Origin of the sequence: Pseudotabrizicola sp. (assembly GCF_030656345.1) — a bacterium.
In the GTDB taxonomy this organism is placed as follows: domain Bacteria; phylum Pseudomonadota; class Alphaproteobacteria; order Rhodobacterales; family Rhodobacteraceae; genus Pseudotabrizicola.
This window is the reverse complement of sequence record NZ_JAUSNR010000045.1, coordinates 1-22,420: the sequence shown is the minus strand read 5'-3', so window position 1 is coordinate 22,420 and position 22,420 is coordinate 1. Positions and strand designations below refer to the sequence as shown.

25 protein-coding genes and 1 pseudogene are annotated in these 22,420 nt (G+C 64.7%); 17 read left to right on the top strand and 9 right to left on the bottom strand.

Going from position 1 to position 22,420, the window contains the following annotated elements; translation table 11 throughout:
- Nucleotides 1–43: 43 nt before the first annotated feature.
- The gene (locus tag Q7J44_RS20540; RefSeq protein WP_304882979.1) at nucleotides 44–418 is read right to left on the bottom strand and encodes a hypothetical protein; all 375 of its coding nucleotides are present in this window, start codon (nucleotides 416–418) and stop codon (nucleotides 44–46) included.
- An 870-nt stretch (nucleotides 419–1,288) separates the two neighbouring features.
- On the opposite strand from Q7J44_RS20540, the gene Q7J44_RS20535 reads away from it, so the two are divergent.
- The 10 genes from Q7J44_RS20535 to Q7J44_RS20490 all read left to right on the top strand — a co-directional run bounded on the left by Q7J44_RS20535 (nucleotide 1,289) and on the right by Q7J44_RS20490 (nucleotide 9,586).
- Nucleotides 1,289–2,041 carry a hypothetical protein gene (locus Q7J44_RS20535; protein ID WP_304882978.1) on the top strand — a complete coding sequence of 251 codons (753 nt, stop codon included), beginning with the start codon at nucleotides 1,289–1,291 and terminating at the stop codon, nucleotides 2,039–2,041.
- Nucleotides 2,038–3,681, top strand: a complete 1,644-nt coding sequence (locus Q7J44_RS20530; RefSeq protein WP_304882977.1) for a cbb3-type cytochrome c oxidase subunit I — start codon at nucleotides 2,038–2,040, stop codon at nucleotides 3,679–3,681. Before Q7J44_RS20535 ends, Q7J44_RS20530 begins: the two co-directional genes overlap by 4 nt.
- Before the next feature lie 16 nt (nucleotides 3,682–3,697).
- The gene (locus Q7J44_RS20525; protein WP_304882976.1) at nucleotides 3,698–3,895 is read left to right on the top strand and encodes a hypothetical protein; all 198 of its coding nucleotides are present in this window, start codon (nucleotides 3,698–3,700) and stop codon (nucleotides 3,893–3,895) included.
- Nucleotides 3,892–6,171, top strand: coding sequence for a cation-translocating P-type ATPase (locus tag Q7J44_RS20520; RefSeq protein ID WP_304882975.1), 2,280 nt, complete (start codon nucleotides 3,892–3,894; stop codon nucleotides 6,169–6,171). Before Q7J44_RS20525 ends, Q7J44_RS20520 begins: the two co-directional genes overlap by 4 nt.
- A complete protein-coding gene (locus Q7J44_RS20515) occupies nucleotides 6,168–6,395 on the top strand; it encodes a DUF2933 domain-containing protein (protein ID WP_304882974.1) in 228 nt (75 codons plus the stop codon). Before Q7J44_RS20520 ends, Q7J44_RS20515 begins: the two co-directional genes overlap by 4 nt.
- A 38-nt stretch (nucleotides 6,396–6,433) precedes the next feature.
- Complete coding sequence (locus Q7J44_RS20510; RefSeq protein ID WP_304882973.1) at nucleotides 6,434–7,342, top strand: hypothetical protein; 909 nt, start codon at nucleotides 6,434–6,436, stop codon at nucleotides 7,340–7,342.
- A gap of 67 nt (nucleotides 7,343–7,409) precedes the next feature.
- Complete coding sequence (locus tag Q7J44_RS20505) at nucleotides 7,410–8,036, top strand: hypothetical protein (RefSeq protein ID WP_304882972.1); 627 nt, start codon at nucleotides 7,410–7,412, stop codon at nucleotides 8,034–8,036.
- A 172-nt stretch (nucleotides 8,037–8,208) separates the two neighbouring features.
- Entirely contained in the window at nucleotides 8,209–8,595 is a 387-nt protein-coding gene (locus Q7J44_RS20500; protein ID WP_304882971.1) for a DUF302 domain-containing protein, read from the top strand.
- The gene (locus Q7J44_RS20495) at nucleotides 8,595–9,119 is read left to right on the top strand and encodes a hypothetical protein (protein ID WP_304882970.1); all 525 of its coding nucleotides are present in this window, start codon (nucleotides 8,595–8,597) and stop codon (nucleotides 9,117–9,119) included. The genes Q7J44_RS20500 and Q7J44_RS20495 overlap by 1 nt, the downstream gene beginning before the upstream one ends.
- A complete protein-coding gene (locus Q7J44_RS20490) occupies nucleotides 9,116–9,586 on the top strand; it encodes a DUF6789 family protein (protein ID WP_304882969.1) in 471 nt (156 codons plus the stop codon). The genes Q7J44_RS20495 and Q7J44_RS20490 overlap by 4 nt, the downstream gene beginning before the upstream one ends.
- 31 nt (nucleotides 9,587–9,617) lie before the next feature.
- On the opposite strand, the gene Q7J44_RS20485 is transcribed toward Q7J44_RS20490, so the two are convergent.
- The 4 genes from Q7J44_RS20485 to Q7J44_RS20470 are packed head-to-tail and all read right to left on the bottom strand — an operon-like array spanning nucleotide 9,618 to nucleotide 11,403.
- Nucleotides 9,618–10,277, bottom strand: a complete 660-nt coding sequence (locus Q7J44_RS20485) for a hypothetical protein (RefSeq protein ID WP_304882968.1) — start codon at nucleotides 10,275–10,277, stop codon at nucleotides 9,618–9,620.
- Between the two features lie 52 nt (nucleotides 10,278–10,329).
- A complete protein-coding gene (locus Q7J44_RS20480) occupies nucleotides 10,330–10,737 on the bottom strand; it encodes a cytochrome c (RefSeq protein WP_304882996.1) in 408 nt (135 codons plus the stop codon).
- 46 nt (nucleotides 10,738–10,783) lie between these two features.
- Entirely contained in the window at nucleotides 10,784–11,197 is a 414-nt protein-coding gene (locus Q7J44_RS20475; RefSeq protein WP_076534150.1) for a DUF305 domain-containing protein, read from the bottom strand.
- An 11-nt stretch (nucleotides 11,198–11,208) separates the two neighbouring features.
- On the bottom strand, nucleotides 11,209–11,403 hold the full coding sequence (locus Q7J44_RS20470; RefSeq protein ID WP_076534148.1) for a heavy-metal-associated domain-containing protein: 195 nt from the start codon (nucleotides 11,401–11,403) through the stop codon (nucleotides 11,209–11,211).
- A 168-nt stretch (nucleotides 11,404–11,571) separates the two neighbouring features.
- Here Q7J44_RS20470 and Q7J44_RS20465 point away from each other — a divergent pair, with 168 nt between their 5' ends.
- The 4 genes and pseudogenes from Q7J44_RS20465 to chrA all read left to right on the top strand — a co-directional run bounded on the left by Q7J44_RS20465 (nucleotide 11,572) and on the right by chrA (nucleotide 16,906).
- Nucleotides 11,572–14,043 carry a heavy metal translocating P-type ATPase gene (locus Q7J44_RS20465; RefSeq protein WP_304882967.1) on the top strand — a complete coding sequence of 824 codons (2,472 nt, stop codon included), beginning with the start codon at nucleotides 11,572–11,574 and terminating at the stop codon, nucleotides 14,041–14,043.
- Complete coding sequence (gene cueR / locus Q7J44_RS20460) at nucleotides 14,040–14,522, top strand: Cu(I)-responsive transcriptional regulator (protein WP_304882966.1); 483 nt, start codon at nucleotides 14,040–14,042, stop codon at nucleotides 14,520–14,522. Before Q7J44_RS20465 ends, cueR begins: the two co-directional genes overlap by 4 nt.
- A gap of 194 nt (nucleotides 14,523–14,716) precedes the next feature.
- Nucleotides 14,717–15,538: a sulfurtransferase/chromate resistance protein gene (locus tag Q7J44_RS20455; RefSeq protein ID WP_304882965.1), complete on the top strand. Its 822-nt coding sequence runs from the start codon at nucleotides 14,717–14,719 to the stop codon at nucleotides 15,536–15,538.
- A pseudogene (gene chrA / locus Q7J44_RS20450) lies at nucleotides 15,538–16,906 on the top strand (chromate efflux transporter). The gene Q7J44_RS20455 and the pseudogene chrA overlap by 1 nt, the downstream one beginning before the upstream one ends.
- A gap of 96 nt (nucleotides 16,907–17,002) precedes the next feature.
- Here chrA and Q7J44_RS20445 read toward each other — a convergent pair.
- Nucleotides 17,003–17,323 (bottom strand): H-NS histone family protein, encoded by a 321-nt coding sequence (locus Q7J44_RS20445; protein WP_304882964.1) that lies wholly within the window; start codon nucleotides 17,321–17,323, stop codon nucleotides 17,003–17,005.
- A gap of 421 nt (nucleotides 17,324–17,744) precedes the next feature.
- Between Q7J44_RS20445 and Q7J44_RS20440 the strand changes: the two genes are divergently transcribed.
- The 3 genes from Q7J44_RS20440 (at nucleotide 17,745) to Q7J44_RS20430 (ending at nucleotide 20,073) form a co-directional block, all read left to right on the top strand.
- The gene (locus Q7J44_RS20440) at nucleotides 17,745–18,149 is read left to right on the top strand and encodes a single-stranded DNA-binding protein (protein ID WP_304882963.1); all 405 of its coding nucleotides are present in this window, start codon (nucleotides 17,745–17,747) and stop codon (nucleotides 18,147–18,149) included.
- 191 nt (nucleotides 18,150–18,340) lie between these two features.
- Complete coding sequence (locus Q7J44_RS20435) at nucleotides 18,341–18,994, top strand: hypothetical protein (protein ID WP_026173657.1); 654 nt, start codon at nucleotides 18,341–18,343, stop codon at nucleotides 18,992–18,994.
- 236 nt (nucleotides 18,995–19,230) lie between these two features.
- Complete coding sequence (locus tag Q7J44_RS20430; RefSeq protein WP_304882962.1) at nucleotides 19,231–20,073, top strand: hypothetical protein; 843 nt, start codon at nucleotides 19,231–19,233, stop codon at nucleotides 20,071–20,073.
- A 58-nt stretch (nucleotides 20,074–20,131) separates the two neighbouring features.
- On the opposite strand, the gene Q7J44_RS20425 is transcribed toward Q7J44_RS20430, so the two are convergent.
- From Q7J44_RS20425 to Q7J44_RS20415, 3 genes are all read right to left on the bottom strand, one after another.
- The gene (locus Q7J44_RS20425) at nucleotides 20,132–20,701 is read right to left on the bottom strand and encodes a PIN domain-containing protein (protein WP_304882961.1); all 570 of its coding nucleotides are present in this window, start codon (nucleotides 20,699–20,701) and stop codon (nucleotides 20,132–20,134) included.
- Nucleotides 20,698–21,162, bottom strand: coding sequence for an excisionase family DNA-binding protein (locus Q7J44_RS20420; RefSeq protein ID WP_304882960.1), 465 nt, complete (start codon nucleotides 21,160–21,162; stop codon nucleotides 20,698–20,700). Before Q7J44_RS20420 ends, Q7J44_RS20425 begins: the two co-directional genes overlap by 4 nt.
- A gap of 156 nt (nucleotides 21,163–21,318) precedes the next feature.
- The gene (locus Q7J44_RS20415; protein WP_304882995.1) at nucleotides 21,319–22,278 is read right to left on the bottom strand and encodes a hypothetical protein; all 960 of its coding nucleotides are present in this window, start codon (nucleotides 22,276–22,278) and stop codon (nucleotides 21,319–21,321) included.
- Between the last annotated feature and the right edge of the window lie 142 nt (nucleotides 22,279–22,420).

The window sequence follows — 22,420 nt, the reverse complement described above, 5'->3', positions numbered from 1 at the left end:
TCGGCGATCACTTGTCCCGGCCATGCGACCGGAGGGCGATGTTTCAGGAGCGCGTTTTGGGAGGTCTGAGATCGGGTGCGGCCGCAAGACCGCCCATGATTTGTCCGCCGGAGAGGAGGTAAGGCACGGACGCGAAGACCGTTATCGAGGTCGGGTCCGGTAGCAGCGAATGCAGCGTTGACATACAAGGGAGGATGCAAGAGCTGCACTCAGCACCCAGAGCGTGGTCCGGGTTCTCGCCATCAACACAGCAGTTTGCGCGCTGCGTGTCGGCATGTTCTTGTTGCAGTTGAACGTCGAAGTTATTCGGATGCGCTGCCAGGGCATGACCCTGCAGGATCGGCGCAAAAACCAACATCGCGACGAAGATTGCCGCGATCCAGGGCCGCCAGAAACTGTACGTACAACGATCGTTCATAGGACGACGATAAGCGCGTGCCCTTGCTCTGTCCAGCAGGGATGCTTGTCTCAGCTTCAACAAGAGCGTGAACCCCGCTGGCTGGCAAGCGCTGCAGCCGGCCCCTTCTCAGGCAGGCCATGCCCTTATGGCAAATTGAAGGGCCGTCCGTATCGGGACCGCGAAATCAGCGCGTTTGATCTTGATCAAGGCAAGACCAGGCCGGGGAGGTGTACTGGGCGATCATACTTTCGGACGAGACAGCATGACAGGGGTTCGGATCAACAGCGAGACGGGGGCATGGAGCTGGCGCTGGCTGCGTTGGTTCATGGTGTCGTTGATCCTCCTGTCCCTCGGACTTGCGACGATCCAGATGGCAGATGCCCATCCCGTCCAGCATCATTCCGATCATGGTTTGACGACAGCCTTGTCCGATGTCGCGCCTGGCAGCCCGGAGTGCTGTGACGATGCGGATCCCGGGCATGCAGCTGGTGCCTGCGCAACTTCCGGACATTGCGTTGCCTGCGCGACTTCGACAGCGGGAACACTCGCGCCAGCCTTATCGCCCGAGGCACGTCCTGACCCGCGCCTTATCGTCCTGCCTGCGGGCTTGACCTCGGATCCGGCCGGACGCCCTCCGAAATCTGCCTGAACGGTCTGACAGGAGCACGGTCGCGTTGCATCGCGCTCCTGCCGCACGAGCGGGCAGTAGAGCCTATCCGGCACCTCGACCTGCTTCGTGAGCAAAGCGACCGCATTCCGGTTCACTGCGTGCAGTGAGGCCCCTTGCGGTCCGGCAATGCCGTTCCGGTGACGCAGGCAGCCCAGCCCGAGATCAAGATTCCACGCTGCCGCGATACCCGGAACCCTCAGCGATGAAGGTTTCCATAAATGCACGACACTTCCCATTTCACCACCAGGCGCGGCTTTATCGCGGCGACCGGATTCGGCGGCACGGCACTCTATGCCCTCTGGGTCGGCTATGGCGCGGCGCCCGGCCCGTTGGCGCTCTTTGGCGCAACGCATGCCGAGGACGCAGGGGGCCATGATGATCATGCGGCCCATTCGGCGCCCGAGGGCCAGTCGCTGACACGCCAGGAGTTCGAGGCGCAGGTGCAGGACTTCGTTGCCCGCTTCGGCGAGGCTGACGGCAGCGTGCGGCCGCGTCATCCTGATGTTTCAGGCTCCGCCATGGCCGAGGGCGCGCATGATGGCCAGACGGCGGATCATGCGGCGCATACGGGGACGGGGCATGTTGGCCATAGCGGCCACGGTGACCACGGCGGCCATGGTGCGGCAGCGCATGCCCCCCAGCCCGTTACGGACGCGCATCGCCACGACCCGAGCGCGCCGATCGACATCTGGCTGCGGGCCGGCCAGTTCTTCTTCGAGCCCGCACATCTGCGGCTTGAAACGCATCAAGCCTACAGGTTTCGCATGATGGCAACCGATGTGTCACACGGAGCCTCGATCCATTTCGGCCGCGGCGGGCGGATGATCCGGCTGCGACCGGGGCAACTGGTCGAGACCGACATCACCCTGCACCGGCCGGGCGAGTTCCTGATCTATTGCACCTACTATTGCGGCGCAGCCCATGACGTGATGCAGGCGCGCCTCAGCGTGACGGAAGGGGGTGTGGCATGACCGCCTCGCTTCGTGACCGGCTGGACCATCTTTCTCCCGGCGACCGCAGACTGCTGATCGCGCTCTCTGGTCTGGCCATCCTCGCGCTCCTCACCGGTATCGTCGGTGGCACCGGTGTGGCGCTGGCGCGTGCCGGCTGGATCGACCTCATCCCTGAAACGGGCTTCCGGCTTCTGACCCTGCACGGGGTCGGGATATTCTTCTACTGGCTTTACCTTGTGCAAGGCGCCATCCTGCTGGCGCTTGCCGCGATTGAGGCCGGGCGGGGGCTTGCCGCACGCGGCTTGGCCTGGGGCGGATTTGCGCTGATGCTGGGCGGGATGGCGCTGTCGCTGGGCGCGATTTCGGGCGGCACGCCGCTTCTCTATAATGGCAACCCCGAACTTGCCGAATACGAGTTGGGTCGGCTTGGCGTCTTCAATGCCGGCTATATCCTGCTGGGACTCGGGTTGATCGTGCTGCCGGCGACCGGGGTGGCGACGCTCCTGGCTGCGGTGCGGCGGGCGGGGGAATTCTCGGCGGTCGGATTCGCGCTCTTCGCCTGGGCGGGGTTCCTGATGGTGACGGGCTTTGCGCTGGTCTATGTCTTCGCGCCGGGGCTCCTCTGGGCGCTGGGGCTGGGCGGGATGCCCGCCAATCACAGCACCAACTGGCACATCGTCTTTCACAACATGCATTACCTGCCGCTGATGGCCACGGTCATCGTCTGGTATGTGCTGATGCAGGAACTGATCGGTGTGAAGTCAGTCTTCGGCGCACGGTTCTCCAAGCTCGTCTTCGCCGCTTACCTGGTCTTCGTGCCACCGACCTCGCTTTACCACATGTTCCTGGAGCCCGACCTGCCGGGCGCGGTGCGTATCGCCGGCTCGCTCCTGTCGCTCTTTGTCAGCGTGCCGACGCTGACCGCCTTCCTGATCATCGTGGCCTCGCTCGAGGTGCATGCCCGCGCGCGCGGTGGCCGTGGACTGTTTGGCTGGATAAGGGCGCTACCTTGGGGGGAACCGGTGATGGCGGCGGCAGGGTTTGCAGTGATCAACATGGCCTTCGGCATCGTCCTCGCCTTCGTGCTGATCCAGGCGGACCTGGCGCCGCTTCTGTCGGATACGTTCTTCGTGCCGGGTTATTTCCACTTCTTCACCGTCGGCACGGTTTCGCTGAGCTTTCTGGCCGCGCTGGCGCTGATCCTGCCCGCGCTGACCTGGCGCGGTCTGGCCTTGCCGGGGCTGGCGCGCTTCACCCCACATCTGGCCACGCTGGGGCTCTTGGCCTTTGGTGGGGCGGGGGTGACGGCAGGCTACATGGGTGTGCCGCGCCGGGTGATTGATGCGGGTTATGGCGGGGACGCGCCCGCGCTCTGGCCCGCGCTGATGGGCTGGGTCGCCGGGGGCGGGCTGCTGATGGCCCTGGCCTTGGCCGCTTTTTCGCTCTCGGTTGCAGCGACATTGCTGCCCGGGCGCGCGACGGTGCCCCCCTTGCCGCATTGGGATGCGGCCATCACGCCGCGCCCCGGTGCCGCCGCGCTGGTCGGGCCGCTGGCAGTGCTGGTGATCGTGATCGGCATGTATGCCGCAACCGCTACCGGGTTCGAACTGATGCGCGCGCTGCCGATCGAGGCAGCGGGCGGCGCCCATGGCCATTGATGGAAAGGACAAGGATATGAAATTCGACATCACGCTCATCTTCACCGTCGCCGCAGTCTGGACGGTGCTGGCGCTCGCCTACGCGCTGGCGCCCTGGTCCGGTATGATCGGCTATGCCTGGGTCTGGGGCTTTGGCGCGACGCTGTTCCTCGGGCTGGGGCTGGCGCTGCGGGCGGCATCTGCCGCCCACCGCAAGGCGGAGGGCAGACCATGACGGATCAAGCCAAAGCCCCCGCCCTCAGCGCAACAGTCACGCTCACCGTGCCCGGAATGGGCAGCGATCACTGCGCCGGAATCATCTCGGACTCGATCCGCCGCCTGCCGGGGGTCGGGAAGCTCGATACCAGTATCGCCAATCATCGGGTGAGCGTGTCTTTCGATCCAGGCCGGACCGACGCGCAGACAATCCGCGCCGCCATCGAGCGCGCAGGCTATGAGGTGGATGTCGTCGACGAAGGCCAGGCGCCCGATCACACCAGAGTTGCGGCGTCCGAAGATCGCTACCTGTCGCAGGCCTGGAACCGGCTGGTCTTTGCCGCCGTTCCGGCCATGCTGATCATGCTGATCATGGTCCCGCACATGTTCTGGGCGAAGATCCCGGGGTATCTGTTGATCGTCGCGGTGCTGGCCTTTCCGGTTGTATTTCTGCGCGGCGGCTGGGCCACGCATGTCTCGGCCTGGCGCTCGCTGACCAACCGTACCGCCAATATGGATGTGCTGATCTCAATGGGCAGTCTGCCGCCCTATCTGATCGGGTTGATCGGCTTCGTCTACCCGATGACCTCGTTCATCGAGATGGCAGCGACGATCATGACTTTCCACCTGCTGGGCCGCTATCTGGAAACCCGCGCCAAAGGCCGCGCCAGCCAGGCGATCAAGCGGCTGATCACCATGGGCGCCAAGACGGCCTCGGTGCTGCGCGACGGTCAGGAGGTCGAGCTGCCGGTGGCTGAGTTGCAGCCCGGCGATGTGATGGTGGTGCGCCCCGGCGCCAAGGTGCCGACCGATGGCGAGATCGTGGAGGGCAACAGCCATCTGGACGAATCCATCGCCACTGGTGAATCCGTGCCCGTCGAGAAGGGGCCAGGCGATGCCGTGATCGGTGCCACGATCAACAAGGAGGGGCTTTTGAGGGTGCGCGCCACGCGCGTCGGTGCCGATACCTTCCTGGCGCAGGTCATCCGGCTGGTCGAGGAAGCACAGGGATCGAAAGTGCCGATTCAGGAGTTCGCCGACTGGTTGACCGGCAAGTTTGTGCCGGCAGTGCTCATCATCAGCCTTGCGAGATTCGCCATGTGGCTGGTCCTCGGCGAAAGCCTGCGGCCGGTGCTCGACTGGGGGGCGGGGTTCCTGCCCTGGGTCAATCCGCACCTTGCACCGCTGATGGTGGGGGTTCTTTCGGGCGTCGCGGTGCTGGTCATTGCCTGCCCCTGCGCGCTGGGGCTGGCAACGCCGACGGCCTTGATGGTGGGCTCCGGCATGGGGGCCGAGCGTGGCGTTCTGATCCGCTCGGGCGAGGCAATCCAGACGCTGAAGGATATCAAGGTGGTGGTGCTCGACAAGACCGGCACCGTCACCAAGGGCAAGCCGGCGCTGACCGATGTTCATGCGCTGGAGGGCTTTGACGAGGCGCAGGTGCTCCGCGCCGCAGCCTCGGTCGAGGCCGGGTCCGAACACCCGCTCGCGCAGGCCATCGTCGCAGGCGCGAGGGAACGCGGGCTGGACATTCCGGAGGTCGCGAAGTTCCGATCCATCACTGCGCGCGGTGTTCAGGGCGAGGTCGAGGCCGAGATCGTGCGTGTGGGTAGCCGACGGCTGCTGACCGAGGCCGGAATTCCACCCGAGGCGCTGGAGAGCCGGTTGGTCACACTGGAGACCGAGGGCAAGACCGCGATGCTGGTGGCGATCGGAGACCGGCCGGCGGGGCTGGTGGCGGTGGCCGACACGATCAAGGAAGACTCCAAGGCCGCCATCGCCGCAATGCATGCGCTTGGCATCCACGTCGTCATGGTGACCGGCGACAACGAGCGCACCGCGCGCCATGTCGCGGCTCAAGTTGGCCTGGACGAGGTCAAGGCCGGTGTTCTGCCCGAGGGCAAGGTCGAGGCGATCCGCGCATTGCAGGCCCAGCATGGCGAGAAGGTCGCCATGGTCGGTGACGGGATCAACGATGCCCCGGCGCTCAAGCAGGCCAATGTCGGCATCGCGATCGGCGCAGGCGCCGATGTGGCGATCGAGGCGGCCGATGTCACCCTGGTCACCGGCGAACTGACCAAGGTGGTCGAGGCAATCCAGCTTTCGAAAGCCACGTTCCGCAAGATCATCGAGAACCTCTTCTGGGCCTGGTTCTACAATCTCGCGGCGATACCTGTCGCCGCGCTCGGCCTACTGCATCCGATGATCGGCGTCATCGCCATGACCGCAAGCTCGCTCTCGGTGATCGGCAATTCGCTGCTCTTGCGGCGAGCCAGAATCGGGGTGGGCAAATGATGGATCCCTCAGAGCAGAAATCCGGTGATGCCGCCCCGAAACCGGGCTGGCACCGCTCGCCACCTGTGGTTGCCGCCTGCGTGGTGCTGGCCGGAGTGGGGCTGGCGCTGGTTTTCGAGCATCGCGTGCATCTGATGGCCAGCCTGCCACTGCTGCTGCCGCTCGGTATCTGTCTGGCCATGCATGTCTTCATGCATCGCGGCCATGGCGGCGGCGGCCGATGACACCGCCGCGGCGAACTAGGAATACGGAGAATGACCAAATGAGAGCCAATATCAGAATCACCCGCCGCAGCATGCTCATCGCATCGGGCCTGGGCGCGCTTGGTCTGGGCGGGGCATTTACACTTGGCCTTGGCGCAACTGCCCGCGCGGAAGCACCGCTCACCGCATTGCTCGCGCGCACGCATGTCCACGGACTGGCGGTCGACCGGCAGGACCCGAACCGGCTTCTGATCGCCACGCATCACGGCCTGCACGCGCTCGACATCGGCAGCGGATTGACAGAGCAGGTCTCTGATCACCGCGACGACCTGATGGGTTTTGTCGCCCACCCCTTGGAGCCCGGCATCTTCCTCGCCAGCGGCCATCCCGCGCGCGGCGGCAATCTGGGCGTCATCGCCAGTTCGGATGGCGGCGAGAGCTGGGTGAAGCTTTCGGACGGCGTGAACGGGCCGGTGGATTTCCACCAGATGGATATCAGCAAGGCCGATCCCGCCGTGGTCTGGGGCAGTCATGGCGGGCTCCAGCGCAGCCGCGACGGTGGTGCGACCTGGGAGCGGGTGGCCGATGCGCCGACCGGGCTGATCGACATCGCCGCTTCGGCACGCGACCTGGAACGGCTCTATGCTGCGACCGAGGGCGGGCTCTGGGTCAGCGCCGGCGATGCACGGAACTGGCAGCGCGCCCATCCCGCACAGGCGCCGGTGAGCTTTGTCGAGGTGACGGCCGATGGCATCCTTCATGCCTTCATCCTAGGCGAGGGCCTCGTGCGCCGGGCCGAGGATGAAACGGCTTGGGAGAGCCTCCACCCCGGCTTCCAGGATCGGTTCCTGCTTTATTTCGCCGCCGATCCGCTGACACCGGAACGCGTCTTCGCGGCAACCCAGCACGGCGAATTGCTGGCTTCCGAGGATGGCGGACGCAGCTGGCGCCGACTGGGCATCGAATAACCCCGCCGCGCGCGGCTCTCATCCGCGCGCGACTTCCACGACCAACCCCGATGTACGGAGAGAGACCATGACGACCAGAACCGCACTGACCGGCCTGCTAGCCGGCGCTGCCCTGTTCGCGATGAGCATGAGCGCCACGGCGCAGACCACTGATGACGACCATGGGGCCCACCACCCCGAGGTCGAGACGACCGCGCCCGAGGGGGATGCGGGACCTGCCGACGCCTCCGGGATGCCTGGCATGATGGGCATGATGACGCCCGAGATGATGCAGATGATGATGCGCATGATGGGCGAGGGCGGGATGCCCGGGATGATGGGTGGCATGCGCGGCGGCCCGATGGCCGAGGGAATGCCGGGCCGCGGCATGATGGGCCAAGGCATGATGGGGATGGACGGCATGCCGATGGGCCCGATGATGCACGGCCTCCATGGGCAGATGGGCGGCCACGCCCTCGGCCCCGGCGCGCTCTATGGCATGCACCACGGTGCGCCCAGCGAGATGACGCCGGCCAGCGTCGAGACGTACCTCGCGCATCTCCTCGAGCGCCACGGCAACCCGCGCCTCGAGATCGGCGAGATCACTGAGGCCGAGGATGGTAGCATCATCGCCGAGATCGTCACGGTGGACGGCTCGCTCGTCCAGCGCCTCGCCTTCAACCGATATCCGGGCCTGTTCCGGCAGATCGACTGACGCGGGCCTGCCCGGCCAAGGGCCAACAGTAGCACCAATCCGAAAGGAGACTGCCATGATGAACGGATGGGGAATGGGGTTCGGCGGGATCTGGATGATCCTGATCCTGATCCTTGTCGGCCTCGCGATCGCGGCGCTGATCAAGTATCTGATGAAATGAAAGGAACGGACCATGAGGTACACGCATGACCGGACGATCACGGATGCCTCGATCGACGATGTGGACGGGCGCACCCGCAAGGCGCTGGGCGCGCGGGGCTTCGGCGTGCTGACCGAGATCGACGTCAAGGCCACCCTGAAGGCCAAGATCGGCGCCGAGGTCGATGATTACCGCATCCTCGGCGCCTGCAGCCCGGCCATGGCCTACAAGGCCATTCAGGTCGAACCGCGGGTTGGCGCGATGCTGCCGTGCAATGTGATTCTGCGTGCAGTGAAGGGTGGCGTGGAGATCAGCGCCATCGACCCCGTCGCCTCGATGCAGGCCATCGACAACAAGGACCTGCAAAGGATTGCCGACGAAGTGCGGCAGATGCTGGTCGAGGCGGTCGAGGCCGCCTGATGGGCGCGGGTTCCAGAAACGCGGCGCGCGCCGAGGCTACTGGCACCGGCGCGCGCCCGGCCGGTCTTTGGGAGGCGCCGGAATTGCCGGTCGCTTTCTTTTCCTTCCTGCTGCACTTCGTCTGGGAGTTCGTGCAGGTGCCGGTCTTCGCAGACATGGCCGAGATGGCGCATTGGGAGGCGATCAAGCTCTGCATGTCGGCAACCTTTGGTGATGTCGGTTTCGCACTGACGGCCTTCTGGGTCGCAAGCATCGCGGCGCGCAACCGGGAATGGCTCCTTGGACCGGCGAGGCTACCCATCGTGATCTTCGTGGGTGTCGGCATCGCCCTGACTGTCGGGTTTGAATACTATTACACCAACGTCAGCCTGCGCTGGACCTATTCGGACGCGATGCCGCTGGTGCCGCCGTTCGGCACCGGATTGAGCCCGCTCATGCAATGGCTGATCGTCCCGCCGCTCGTGATCTGGCTGACCCGCCGGCACCTGCTGGGGGCGCGAGCGATCCGGGAAGGCAATGCATGAACCATGGTGATCTGCCGCCAGCTTTGGGCCTGCTGCGACCGCTGGTCACCGCAGTCGTCGCCGGGCTTGCCGGGTTGGCGGTGCATAGCACGCTGATGCTGGTCAAGGACGCCTTTGGCATTCTGCCGGGCTTTCAGCCCTACGACGATTTCCAGCGCCTGCTGGGGGGCTGGGCGGGTGCGCGGCTGGGAAGCCTCGTGCCCTATCTGACCGGCGCGATGATCTGGGGGTTCCTCTATGCCCGGCTGCACCCCCATCTCCCCGGCGAGAGTTTCTGGGCAAAGGGTCTCGGTTTCGCGCTCATTGCCTGGGGCGCGATGAGCACGGGGTTCTTCCTCCTGGCAGGGCATGGCCTGTTCGGACTACGCATGGGTTATGGGATCTGGCCGGCCCTTTTCATGCTGCCGATGCTGGCAACTTTCAGTCTTGCGTTGAGTTTCACCCATTCCCGTCTGCGGGCAGGATGATCTCGTCTGTGCCAGGCAGCATGGTGCCGGATCAGAAGTACCCAGCCAGCAGTGCCGAGAACCCCGTAAGCAGCACCGCCTGCAGCCCGAAGATCGCCAGCGCCAGCGCGATCAGCAGCGGCATGGTTGGCGTCGACAGGGCACGTGTCTGCATCGCCCCGCCAACCATAGCCATATGCAGCGGGAGGGCACTGATGAGCGTGGCATAGAGATAGACGCCGGAGAGGTTCGCGAAGGCAGCTGACTGGGTCAGCGTCGGGCCGACGACACGAAGCCCTTGCGCCGGGTCGCCGCCGAACGAGCCGAACATCAGCGCCGAAGCCGGATAGATCACCAGATGCAGCGCGATGAAGGCGCCGATGCGGGCAGGAAGGTCGATGGCAAGTACGCGCGCCGGGCTCAGCCGGCGGCTCCGCAGTTGCGCAAAAAGGATCAGGCCGAAGGCATTGACGACAAGGACAACCGGCAGGCCATTGGTGGCGATCTGCCGCAGGAAACGCGCCAGTGCCGCGTCTGTGGCCAGCAGATGCGGCCACAGTCCTGGCGTCAGCACGATGTAGAGCGCGAGGGTCGGCGCGAGGCCGGCGAGCGAGAGCAGAACGACATTCCGGGCAAATCGCAGGAATGGCAGCTCGACCGAGAAATGCCGGTCGAGCCAGGCGAGCACAGCAGATTGCGGCTTGGTTGCCACGTCGTTTTTCTCCTGCGTCGGGCGGCCCCTCGGCTCGTAATCTGTGCCTTACCTAATCTGCGCCCTCCGCTGCGGTGCGCTCTGCCTGAAAAGCGCGCATCCGCTCGGGCCAGGTTGACCTGATATAGGCCAAGATCGCCTCGATCTCGGCGTCACTCAGTACGTCGTCGAAGGCGGGCATGCCGGAATCGAACCTCACCCCCAGGTCGTCGAGAAAAGCCTGCCCGCCGCGGCGCGTGTAGTCGAACAGCATTGCGTCGCCATGATGCCAGGTGTGGCCGGTCTCGTTATGCGGCGGGGCGGGAAAGCGGCCATCCGGTCCACGGCTTTGCCAGTCAGGGGCACCTTCGAGATTTACACCATGGCAGGCCGCACAATGTTCAACGTAGAGCGCTCGGCCTTCAGCAATCTCGTCTGCGCTGACCGGAGACACCAGGACCATGGTGCCGAGCAGGGCCATAAGGACGAAGGCAGCGCCCGGCGCTCCAATGCCGGGCGCGTAGCGTTCACTGCAAGCCACGGGCGGCCAACCATGCGCGCATCATGGCGATCTCGCCTTCCTGGGCACCGATAACCTCTTCGGCGAGGGCCCGGATCTCGGGGTCGGAGCCATGTTCCAGCACCACGCGGGCCATGTCGATGGCGCCCTGGTGGTGGGGGATCATGCCGCGAACGAAATCCACATCGGCATCGCCGGTGAACTCGATGGCCATATCGGCGTGCATCCGGTCATTGGCGGCCATGTAGGCGGCGATGACCGGATTGTCGCTGGTCGCGACCTGGGCGCCGTGCGCTCCATGATCCATGGCGCCGTGGTTCATGGCCCCGTGGCCACCTTGGCTCATCTGTGACTGCGCGTAGGTCAAGCCGCCGGCCGCAATCGCGGCACCAAGCAGAAATGCGAAGGACAGTTTTTTCATCAGGTTTCTCCTTATTGGATCGTTGCCGAAAACCCGGCCGCTTCAAGGGCGGGCAGGAAGGCGGTACTGGGCTGGCTGGACTGGACCGTGACCCTGCGCGAGGCAGGATCGGCGTCGACGGTCGCGGTCGGATCCACGGTCTGAATGGCCCGGGCGACGCCCCGAACGCATCCGCCGCAGGTCATGTTCTCGATATGAAACTGCATAAGGCGCCCCTTTTATCTGGTTGATGAAAAGGCAGATAGGGCTTCCCACCGTTGGAAGGTCAAGGGCGCAGAAGCAAGTTTCAGCTTTTCTGACACAGGGCTTGACCTTCCCATTGTTGGAAGGCTCATCTTGGGCGCTGACACCTTCCCTGCTGCTGCGAGAACCCCATGAACACCGCCCTGAGACCGCTTCCAACGCAAGTTCTGGATATCGAAGGGATGACCTGCGCTTCCTGCGTCGGGCGAGTAGAGCGTGCTTTGCTGGCTGTCCCGGGTGTCGCGGAGGCCAATGTGAACCTCGCCACTGAAAAGGCCGAGGTCAGGCTGTCCTCCCCTGTGAGCCGCGCCGATCTGGTCAAGGTGATCGAGGGGGCGGGCTATGACGTGCCCGCCGCGCGGGTGGAACTGGCCATCGAGGGGATGACCTGCGCCTCCTGCGTCGGCCGGGTCGAGCGCGCGCTGGCCGCCGTGCCGGGCGTGACCGAAGCGCAGGTCAACCTTGCCACCGAACGCGCGAATGTCACCGGCACCGCCGACATCGCCGCCCTGATCGCAGCGGTCGAGGGCGCTGGTTACACTGCCCGCCAGCGGCAGGCGGCCAGCGACGACAGTGCCGCCGAGCGGCGCGAGGCCGAGGCGCAGGGGCTGCGCCGCGATGTGCTGATCGCCGGGGCGCTGACCCTGCCGGTCTTCGTGTTGGAGATGGGCGCACATCTGTTCCCGCCCGTGCACCATCTGATCATGGCCACCATCGGCATGCAGGCAAACTGGCTGATCCAGTTCGCCCTGACCACGCTGGTCCTGGCCTTTCCCGGCATCCGCTTCTACGCGCTCGGCTTTCCGGCGCTGGCGCGCGGGGCGCCGGACATGAACAGCCTGGTCGCGGTCGGCACAATGGCCGCCTATGCCTATTCCATGGTCGCGACCTTCGCCCCCGGCCTGCTGCCGCCGGGCACGGTGAACGTGTATTACGAGGCTGCGGCGGTGATCGTCACCCTGATCCTGCTGGGCCGCTATCTGGAGGCCCGCGCCAAAGGCCGCACCTCGCAGGCGATCGGGCGCCTGATCGGGCTGCAGGCGAAGACCGCGCGGGTACGGCGGGACGGGGTCACACAGGAAATTGCGGTCGATCAGGTACGACCCGGAGATGAGGTCGAACTGCGCCCCGGTGAACGTGTACCGGTGGATGGCGAGGTGATCGAGGGCGAGAGCTGGGTGGACGAGTCGATGATCACCGGCGAGCCGGTCCCGGTGGAAAAGCGCGTCGGCGCCGTGGTCGTCGGCGGCACCGTCAACCAGACCGGTGCGCTGGCCTTTCGCGCGACTGCAGTCGGGGCCGACACGATGCTCGCGCAGATCATCCGCATGGTCGAGGCCGCGCAAGGCGGCAAGCTGCCGATCCAGGCGCTTGTCGACAAGGTGACGATGTGGTTCGTCCCCGCCGTCATCGCGGTTGCGCTGCTGACCTTTGTCATCTGGTTCGCCTTCGGCCCCGAACCGGCGCTGACCTTCGGGCTGGTCAATGCGGTGGCGGTGCTGATCATCGCCTGCCCCTGCGCGATGGGGCTGGCCACGCCGACCTCGATCATGGTTGGCACCGGGCGCGGGGCTGAAATGGGGGTGCTGTTTCGCAAGGGTGAGGCGCTGCAACTCCTGTCGGGCACCCGGGTCGTGGCCTTTGACAAGACCGGCACCCTGACCGAGGGCAAGCCGCGCCTGACCGATCTGGAGCTTGCGCCGGGGTTCGAACGGGCCGAGGTGCTGGCCCTTGTCGCGGCGGTCGAGGGCAAGTCCGAGCACCCCATCGCGCAGGCTATTCACAGGGCGGCGCTGGAAGAGGGTCTGTCTCTGCCCCCGGTGACGGGGTTCGAGGGGCTGACCGGCTTCGGCGTCGCGGCCGAGGCCGGGGGCTCCCACATCCAGATCGGCGCGGACCGCTACATGGCGCGGCTGGGCCTCGATGTGGGGGCCTTCACTGCTGCGGCCGAACGGCTGGGGGACGAGGGGAAGACCCCGCTTTATGCCGCCATCGACGGCAAGCTCGCCGCGATCATCGCCGTGGCTGACCCGATCAAGGAAACCACCCCCGCCGCGATCCGAGCCCTGCACGGGCTTGGCCTGCGCGTGGCCATGGTGACGGGCGACAACGCCCGCACCGCGCAGGCTATCGCGCGCGAGCTGGGCATCGACGCCGTGGTGGCCGAGGTCCTGCCCGATGGCAAGGTGGAAGCTGTGCGCGAGTTGAAGGCCGCACATGGCCGACTGGCCTTTGTCGGTGACGGGATCAACGACGCACCCGCGCTGGCCGAGGCTGACGTGGGCATCGCCATCGGCACCGGCACCGATGTCGCCATCGAAGCCGCCGATGTGGTGCTGATGTCGGGCTCGCTCAAGGGTGTGCCAGCTGCGATCGCGCTGTCAAAGGCCACGATCGGCAACATCCGGCAGAACCTGTTTTGGGCCTTCGCGTACAACACCGCGCTGATCCCGGTGGCGGCGGGGCTCTTGTGGCCAGCATTCGGCATCCTTCTGTCGCCAATCTTTGCGGCGGGGGCGATGGCACTGTCGTCGGTCTTTGTGCTTGGTAATGCGCTGCGGCTCAGGCGTTGGACACCCCCGGTGCAGGAGGGCACGGCATGAACATCGGCGATGCGGCCAGCGCCTCGGGCGTCTCTGCCAAGATGATCCGGTATTACGAGGAAACGGGGCTGATCCCACCTGCTGCGCGGACAGCTTCGGGCTATCGGATCTATTCGGATCAGGACGTGCACATGCTGCGCTTCATTCGCCGCGCGCGGGATCTGGGTTTCAGCGTCGAGGGCATCGGCGAGTTGCTGGGCCTCTGGCGCGATCGCGCGCGGCAAAGCGCAGACGTCAAACGCCTGGCTCTGGCCCATGTCGCGGACCTGCGCCTGAAGATTGCCGAGCTTCAGGACATGGCCGCCACCCTCGAAAACCTCGCTGACTGCTGCCACGGCAACGATCGCCCTGACTGTCCTATCCTTAAGGAGCTGGAGGCGCCCGAAGCGGAGTCCAACAGGCTGGAGAAACGCACTGGTGCAATTGACTCCAGGCCGCGGGGCAGGCGACGGGCAGTCCGGCGCAGTTTGCCCGGCTGATGTCGGCTTTCGCATCGGCGTTAACCTCTTGCGATTGTTTCGATGTGCCGCACGGGCGCGCCCCCTCCCCTGGCGACCTTGGTTGACAATCCTGTCCTGAAATTGGATTTTCCGTTCATGGGGTTTGCGACCGCCCCACGAGGCGCCAGCCGAAGATCGCGTTCCCGCATATCCTGACCTGAGGAGGAACGCAGATGCCTGCGCCTAACGCTATTTCATCCGAGAAACTTGCCCGCATCATTGGAACACCTCGCGCGCCGCTCTTGCTGGATGTGCGGTCCGAGGAAGACTTCGCCACCGATCCGCGCCTGTTACCCGGTTCCATAAGGACTGACGACCGGGATCTTGCTGCACCTGCCGTGCAGCTTGGCGGGCAGGCGTCCATCGCCGTTTGTCAGGCCGGCCATCGGCGCAGCCAAGGCACAGCCGCGATCCTGCGCGCCGAAAGCTGCCCTTCGGAGTATCTCGAGGGTGGGTTCGAAGCCTGGCGAACGGCCGGGCTGCCGCTGATCGATCCAGCGAAGCTGCCCGCGCGCGATGCGCAGGGCCGAACCATCTGGGTCACCCGCGCGCGCCCCAAGATCGACCGCATCGCATGTCCCTGGCTGATCCGGCGGTTTCTAGATCCACGCGCGGTCATCCTGTTCGTGGCGCCCGTCGAGGTTAACGGCGTCGCCGAACGCTACAACGCCGCGCCCTTCGACATCGAGGACGTATTCTGGAGCCATCGGGGAGAGCTTTGCACCTTTGACGTCCTGCTTGGCGAATTCGGCCTGAACATCCCCGCGCTCGACCGGCTCGCGACAATCGTGCGCGGAGCCGATACCGCCCGGCTCGATCTCGCGCCCGAAGCTGCGGGGCTGCTGGCCGCGTCGCTCGGTCTGTCGCGTATGTTCTCCGACGATCTGGAGCAGCTGGAGGCCGGGATGCTGCTCTATGACGCCTTCTACCGATGGGCGCGGGACGCAACCGACGAGATCCACAATTGGCCCACCAACAAGCCGAAGGCAGACTGATGCAGGACCGTGCTTATCCCACTCTGGCCGAGGCCATCCGCATCTGGGCCCGCATCGGCCTCCTGAGCTTCGGCGGCCCCGCCGGACAGATCGCGCTGATGCACCGCATCCTTGTCGAGGAACAGCGCTGGCTGGGCGAGAAGCGGTTCCTGCATGCGCTGAACTACTGCATGCTGCTGCCGGGGCCGGAGGCCATGCAGCTTGCCGTCTATATCGGCTGGCTGATGCACCGCACGCTCGGCGGCATCATCGCCGGTGTCCTCATTCGTGCTGCCCGGCGTCATCGCCATCATGGGCTTGAGCTGGATCTATGCGCTCTATGGCAATGTCGGACCTGTCGAGGCGCTGTTCTTCGGGCTCAAGGCCGCGGTGCTGGCGATCGTGGTGCAGGCGGTCATCCGCATCGGCTCGCGCGCTTTGAAGAACGGCGCTATGATCGCCATCGCCGCCGCTTCCTTCGTGGCAATCTTCGGTTTCGCCATTCCGTTCCCGCTCATCATCCTCGTTGCTGGCGTGATCGGGTTCTTCGGCGCTCGCGCTGGCCTGCCCGCCTTCCACGGGGGCGGCGGACACGGCAAGGTGGGCAAGGTCCAGGTCGATGATGCCGATACGCTGCTTGGCGAGGAGTCGCCCGAGCATACTGAGGTCAGTCGGAGTTACGCTTTCCGTATCTCGGCGGTGTTCCCCATCCTCTGGCTGGCGCCGGTCGCGCTGCTGTTCGCAGCACTTGGTCCCGCCAATGTCTTTGCCCAGATCGCAGGCTTCTTCAGCATCATGGCCGTCGTGACCTTCGGCGGCGCCTATGCGGTGCTGGCCTATGTCGCGCAGGAAGCGGTGCAGAATTTCGGCTGGCTGGCGCCAGGCGAGATGCTGGACGGCCTTGGCATGGCCGAGACCACGCCCGGCCCCCTGATCATGGTGACGCAGTTCGTGGGCTTCATGGGCGCCTTCCGCGAGGCGACCGGCCTGTCGCCGCTCGCGGCGGGAACGCTGGGCGGGCTGCTGACCACATGGGTCACCTTCACGCCCTGCTTTCTCTGGATCTTCCTCGGCGCGCCCTACATCGAGCGGCTGCGCGACAACGTGGTTCTGACGGCGGCGCTGACCGCCATCACCGCAGCCGTGGTCGGCGTCATCCTGAACCTCGCTGTCTGGTTTGGACTGCATGTGGTTTTCGACGAAGTGCGAACGATCGCATCCTTCGAGCTCGATCTCGATGTGCCCGTCTGGTCGTCGATCAATCTGGCGGCTGCAGCACTGGTGCTTGCCGCGCTTGTGGCAGTGTTCCGATCCAAGCTTGGCCCGGTGATAGTGCTGGCAGGCTGTGCGCTCGCGGGGATGGCGCTTGCTGCGTTCGGCTGGACATGAGCCTTCAGATTATCCACCGCGGAGATGTCGGGCGCCGTGCATATCTCGTCGACGGTTTCGCGATGGCATGGGCTTGCCAGTGTCCTGCTGCGTCCTTCAAGTGATCCCTAATTCCTCTGCGGTCTTCCCTGCCTCCAACGCCTCCACGAACCACTGCGGTTTCCTTCCCCGGCCGGACCAGGTGAGCGCCGGATTCTCAGGATGCCGGTATTTTGCCGCGGCAGACGCGCGCTCGGATTTCGTATCGGTGCCGACGAGTTCGGCCAGGGAGTAGCCCAGGTCCCGGGCGAAAGCTTCCACCTTGGCGCGGGCTTCCGCCTTCTGTCGATCCTGATAGGTGGAGATCGCCTTGGCGATGTCCTTTTGCAGTTTCTTCAGTTCGCTGAGCGACATGCCTTCGAGATTGAAATCAGCCATCTATGCGGTCCGTGTCCTGAATGCTCCGGTATCGATACCCCGTCGAGGCAGGGGGCCGCAACTCCCGAGGACAGGGCAGGGGGCGGGAAGCGGTGATCGACATTTCCGCCGCCAGTGAGGTGCTGGGCTTGGGGGCAGGTAATCCCGATGGGCGGGGTGACAAGGTCTGGCAGGGGCTCCCCGCGCCTCTCTGTCTCCTGGGCCATCCCTTCGACTGACAATCCCCTAATCCCGTTCGGTTTCCTGCGCGCAACCCCGCGTCAGCCCGGGCCGTGTTGCCCCTTTGGGGCTGCCCGCTCCACCCCGGTCCTCTGGGGGTTTCCGGCGTCCGTTCCGTCCACCGTGCACGCGTCACCCGACGGGCTTTTTCCGGGTCTTGTCGAAGGGACGGTCCCGAAGACAGGAAACACAGGAGCTTACCATGCAGAACATCGTCATCCTCGCCGGCAACATCGGTCAGACCCCCGAAGTCCGCACCACCCAGGGCGGCACCAAGATCACCAACTTCAGCCTCGCCACCTCCCGCCCCCGCCTCTCGGAAGGTCGCGTCCTGCGCGACGAGAACGGCTACCGGGTCATGGACACCGAATGGCACCGCATCACCTGCTTCAACGGTCTCGGCAAGACGGTCGCGGAGCATTGCGAAAAGGGCATGAAGGTCCTCGTCCATGGCCGCATCCACTACACCAAGTGGACCGACAGCATGGGGAACGACCGCTACGGCTGCGAGATCATCGCCGAGAAGGTTGACTTCCTGAGCCGCCCGAAGTCGGCCGAGAGTGAAAACCCCGAGCTGGTCGACCGCGACGACGAGATCCCGTTCTAAGAACGGGGGCTCCCCCATGGGCCCGGCGGGGGAACCCGCCGGGTTCGGGGCGTTGAGGACGAGACGTCGAACGCTCCGTGCCGGATCACCTGAGTTGCTCTGCGATCTCGCAACATCGCTGTTGTTCAAATCAGGTTGTAGTCGTTCATGTTGTATCGTATCGATCGAACAATTTCGCAGGGAGTCGATACATGAAGCATCCGTTGACGTCACTCGCAGCAGCCGGGCTCGCACTTGCGATGATCACGCCGGAGCCCGCTTCTGCGCAGAGCTACCAGGTCGACTGCGCCATCCTGCTATGTCTCGCGGGTGGCTGGCCAGCATCTGCACCCTGTGCACATGCGCGGGCTGTTTTCATCCGCAGGATCACGCCCTGGCCGGTCGAGCCGCCGCTGCAGATCTGGCGTTGCCCAATGGGAGCCTCGTTCGACGCCCCTGCCCCACTATCGCCGATGGAGCGCCTCTACGATATCACCTTCCGCGTCCGGCCTGAGATCAGCCTCCCGGATGCGACAGGTCCGTTCGTGTTGGCGCAGGCCGATGAACGCGCCGATATCGACATCTCTGGCAGCGCCTTCGACTTCGTTCGGAGCATCCGCGTCTACCATGTCCAGTTCAGCCAACATCAGGATCGTGACGGTGATTGCATCCGCTACGACTCGACTAGGCTCGGCTCCTACGGTGTGCAGGGCGATTATCGCTGGCAGAGATCGAGCGTGGGAGCTGTTCCACCTGCCTCGCTTCTGCCCCGTCCCGAGCACTGTGGTTGGGTGAGTTATCGCTCGGTCTTCGTCGATTGGCGCGACCATGAAGGAAACTACGGCTTCGAAGAGGTCCGATACTGAACCCCATGCGGGCCAGCGTAGCACTGGCCCGCTCCGATCAACTTGCACCGGAGGCAGTGCATCACCCCAAAAAAGGGAAACGACGCCAGACCGAGAAGCCTGACGCCGCGCTAGAAAAAACCCCTGAACACGGTCTTTTTAGCGCAGTGTCCGAACCCCTGCAACCAGCAAAGTGTTTTTGCTGGCAAGAATGTTGTTTGCTCTCGACATGGCATCGTCTCTTAGGAGATACGACCATGGAACCAACGACCGGCCTGATCCTCAGGCGAATCACGCAGACAGACCTCTCCGTTTCGGCGCACAAGCTGGCCACGCTCATCCTCGACGGAATTGCGTGGAAGGATGGGTATAACGGCCTGCCCCGCGGCACGGCTGCCTTCACCCTGTCCTCTCTGGCGGCGAAGATGGGCGTCTCGCGCCAGTACCTGAGCGTTCTGCTGAGTGAGCTTGAAACTTCTGAACTGAAGCTTGAGCGCGAGAAATCGAACGGCAAGTTCGCCCCCTGGCTTTTCCGCTTCGCGGCCTTTGACGACGGCGAACAGACCCACGATCTCGTGTCAGGCGGAGGCGACACATCACTATCTAGAGAAGAATCTAACAAAACTATATTCATGGGACAGATCAACATTGACGGTTGCTCGAACGTATTCCGAACATGCTGGGCCGAGCTGATCAAGGCCGCGAAGAGCGCCCTACCCTGCTGGAACGTCGACACGCAAGTGATCTGGGAACGCTTCCTTGCCTTCAACCGGGCCCGCGGGAACAGCAAGGTGCCGGCCGCTTTCCTGCTTGGCTTCATGCGCCGGTGGCGTACCTCACCTAGCGCCGGGGCGAGCCCAGAGGCTCCCCCCGCACCACAGCCGGCCCAAAATCCACGGGAGCGCGAGCTGCACGAACAGATCAAGGCTGCGCCAAGCTCGAACCGCCAGTTTCACGCGTCAGACCTGTGTCGCGTCATCGGGCAAGCCGCGTACGATGCGCGCATTGCCGCCGTGATCCGGCAGTTCGGTTGCCCGAGGTTCACTGCGACGCTCGCAGTTCACGGACGTGCAGTGCTGGCGGGCGAAATTTCGCGGTGACGAGGGATCGGGTGCCGCAACTCTGGCCAGAACGTATTCAGTCAGGGCAGTTCTGGGGTCAAAGCAGATCAGCGAATTGTTCCAGGTCGGCAACCGTGGCGACCAGGCCTTGCTGCGTCAGGATCGCGAAATACTCGTCGACACTTTTGGGCGGATTCTTGAGGCGCGCGCGAACTTTCCGCAGCGCGGAACAGACCAGACCGGGCGCGAGGGACAGTTGGTTCCGGAAAAAGTCGTCAGGGTGCTGGGTCTCGATGCCGAAGGGCGCAAGTGCCTCTCGTGGGAAGTCCTTCAGGTTCTGCGTGACGATCGCGTCACAGCGCCCAACGATTGCCGCCGCCAGAACGTGCCGATCGTCAGGGTCCTGCAGTGTCAGGGCCGGAACCAATGCCTCGTAGCCGGTGACCAGACAGTCGCGTGTGGCCCTGTCCATCAAGTCGCGGGTTCGTTCCAGCGCGGCGCGCTCCCGATGAGGTTCATTGCGCAGAAGCGCATCAATCCATTCCCGATGAATGTCAGCCGTCCACTTTGCCTTGAAAAGGTCTGTGACCGCCAACTGCATCAGTGCATCGCGCATCGGCGCGGGATAAAGGACGTTCGCATCGAACAGGACAGTGTACTGGCTCATTTCGAGCGATAGCCCATGTCCTGCTCTTGAGCGTCGGCGGCCAGTTGATCGAGCACAGCTTCGCGCTCGGTGTCGATGGCAGCCTTGTAGGACATCACGTCTTCCATGCGGACGCGGCGATGCTTGCCGACCTTCCGATGCGGTATGGCACCATCCTCGAGCAGCTTGATCAGGAACGGACGCGAGACGTTCAGAACCTCAGCGGCCTGTACGGTCGAGAGTTCGGCGTTCTCGGGGATGAGGGTGACCCCGCGCCCCGCTGCCATCGCCTCGAGGATCTCCATGAGCAGCGATACGGCGCCCGCAGGAAGCTCGATCGGCTCCATCTGCTCGGAGTCCGTCACACGAAGCTTCAACGGCGCGCGCGCCTGGGCGAAGCGTGACAATGCCTGCCCAGAGACGCGCGCAATCGCTGCGTCCTGCGGCGTGGGCGGAAGATGTCGGTGTGCCAGCATGTTCATGGTGGTCTCCTCTCCGTTTTCTGCTGTCTACCACCATATATGAAATAAGTGCAACAAATGCATTAGCTGCAAACGGTTTTCTTCGCACCCTACTGGCGCGCGGGTTATGGAGTACACCTCTGCCGTCAACAAGATCGGCGAAGTCTGCCGCATCCTTCAGTTCGTAATACGCCACATCCGGTAGCGGCCCTGCCCGGTCAATTCGCGGATCAGACCACGCGCTTCCATCCAGGCGAGGTTGCGCTGGACGGCGGCGCGGCTGGCACCAGTCAGAGCTTCGGCCATCGGAGCGGAGACGAGTGGCCATTCCGTTAGCACGGCGCGTAAGGCGCGTGGGGTCTTGCCCGAGAGTGGGGTCATCTCGGTTTCCGCCCTCGCTGACCATGCCTCGATATCGTCGAGGTGTCGCATTGCGGTCAGACATCCGGTCTCCATCCCGTCAAGCCAGCGCGCTAGACGTTCAGCAGGTGGAGCACCGGCGCGCAGCCCCCCTGCCCCACCCATAGCCAGAGGCGCAAAGACTGCGCCCTTGCCCTCGCTAGCGGCGGTCCGCGCGGCCGTGACTGCCGCTTCCATTCGGTCGCCCTGCTGCCCAAGGCCCGCGAGGCTCCAAAAGTGAAAGCCCACGCAGGCGCGGGTTATCGGGTGAAGATCGGCGACTTGTGCGATCAGGTCGAGCCAACCACCCGCGCGATCCGCGAAGGGCTCGGCTTCATCTACCATATTCTCGGGATCGCGGCGGTCGAGAAAGGCGGCCAGGTCCACCTCTGGGCCTGGCCCACCTGTCAGACGACGTACCGCCCAACCGACACGTGCAAGGGCTGCGGTGTCGTCGTGCGCGCCGGACAGGCGCATGGATATCCAGAGCGCCAGTCGATCCGGGCCGATGCGGTCACCCGCGAACCAGCTGAGGTCGGCAGCCTCGATCAGGGCAAGCCTGTGCCGCCATCCTTCCGGGCTGCGCTTCAGCCGGTCGTCCAGCGCGCCGACACGACCGGCCACACGAGCAAGACGCGCGGCATGACCCGCCTCTGCTTTCCGCCAATCATCGAGGACCTCGGCTTCGCGCGGTTCGGCCCGCGGTCCGGGCGGCAGATAATCCGGCTCCTCTTCCATCGGACCGGGCAGGAACCAATGTCGCTTTTCCTTCACGATTTCACTGCGTGGTTTTCACATGATTTCCGCAAGGTACCTCCGGAAGTGGCGCGGGTTTCTGCTTTGCGATTTCAATTTCATTATGGACTTCAATAGGTTTTGA

Coding starts and splice junctions, on each gene's coding strand:
- Q7J44_RS20540 (WP_304882979.1), bottom strand. CDS start 418: ATGAACGATCGTTGTACGTACAGTTTCTGGCGGCCCTGGATCGCGGCA.
- Q7J44_RS20535 (WP_304882978.1), top strand. CDS start 1,289: ATGCACGACACTTCCCATTTCACCACCAGGCGCGGCTTTATCGCGGCG.
- Q7J44_RS20530 (WP_304882977.1), top strand. CDS start 2,038: ATGACCGCCTCGCTTCGTGACCGGCTGGACCATCTTTCTCCCGGCGAC.
- Q7J44_RS20525 (WP_304882976.1), top strand. CDS start 3,698: ATGAAATTCGACATCACGCTCATCTTCACCGTCGCCGCAGTCTGGACG.
- Q7J44_RS20520 (WP_304882975.1), top strand. CDS start 3,892: ATGACGGATCAAGCCAAAGCCCCCGCCCTCAGCGCAACAGTCACGCTC.
- Q7J44_RS20515 (WP_304882974.1), top strand. CDS start 6,168: ATGATGGATCCCTCAGAGCAGAAATCCGGTGATGCCGCCCCGAAACCG.
- Q7J44_RS20510 (WP_304882973.1), top strand. CDS start 6,434: ATGAGAGCCAATATCAGAATCACCCGCCGCAGCATGCTCATCGCATCG.
- Q7J44_RS20505 (WP_304882972.1), top strand. CDS start 7,410: ATGACGACCAGAACCGCACTGACCGGCCTGCTAGCCGGCGCTGCCCTG.
- Q7J44_RS20500 (WP_304882971.1), top strand. CDS start 8,209: ATGAGGTACACGCATGACCGGACGATCACGGATGCCTCGATCGACGAT.
- Q7J44_RS20495 (WP_304882970.1), top strand. CDS start 8,595: ATGGGCGCGGGTTCCAGAAACGCGGCGCGCGCCGAGGCTACTGGCACC.
- Q7J44_RS20490 (WP_304882969.1), top strand. CDS start 9,116: ATGAACCATGGTGATCTGCCGCCAGCTTTGGGCCTGCTGCGACCGCTG.
- Q7J44_RS20480 (WP_304882996.1), bottom strand. CDS start 10,737: ATGGCCCTGCTCGGCACCATGGTCCTGGTGTCTCCGGTCAGCGCAGAC.
- Q7J44_RS20475 (WP_076534150.1), bottom strand. CDS start 11,197: ATGAAAAAACTGTCCTTCGCATTTCTGCTTGGTGCCGCGATTGCGGCC.
- Q7J44_RS20470 (WP_076534148.1), bottom strand. CDS start 11,403: ATGCAGTTTCATATCGAGAACATGACCTGCGGCGGATGCGTTCGGGGC.
- Q7J44_RS20465 (WP_304882967.1), top strand. CDS start 11,572: ATGAACACCGCCCTGAGACCGCTTCCAACGCAAGTTCTGGATATCGAA.
- cueR (WP_304882966.1), top strand. CDS start 14,040: ATGAACATCGGCGATGCGGCCAGCGCCTCGGGCGTCTCTGCCAAGATG.
- Q7J44_RS20455 (WP_304882965.1), top strand. CDS start 14,717: ATGCCTGCGCCTAACGCTATTTCATCCGAGAAACTTGCCCGCATCATT.
- Q7J44_RS20445 (WP_304882964.1), bottom strand. CDS start 17,323: ATGGCTGATTTCAATCTCGAAGGCATGTCGCTCAGCGAACTGAAGAAA.
- Q7J44_RS20440 (WP_304882963.1), top strand. CDS start 17,745: ATGCAGAACATCGTCATCCTCGCCGGCAACATCGGTCAGACCCCCGAA.
- Q7J44_RS20435 (WP_026173657.1), top strand. CDS start 18,341: ATGAAGCATCCGTTGACGTCACTCGCAGCAGCCGGGCTCGCACTTGCG.
- Q7J44_RS20430 (WP_304882962.1), top strand. CDS start 19,231: ATGGAACCAACGACCGGCCTGATCCTCAGGCGAATCACGCAGACAGAC.
- Q7J44_RS20425 (WP_304882961.1), bottom strand. CDS start 20,701: ATGAGCCAGTACACTGTCCTGTTCGATGCGAACGTCCTTTATCCCGCG.
- Q7J44_RS20420 (WP_304882960.1), bottom strand. CDS start 21,162: ATGAACATGCTGGCACACCGACATCTTCCGCCCACGCCGCAGGACGCA.
- Q7J44_RS20415 (WP_304882995.1), bottom strand. CDS start 22,278: ATGGAAGAGGAGCCGGATTATCTGCCGCCCGGACCGCGGGCCGAACCG.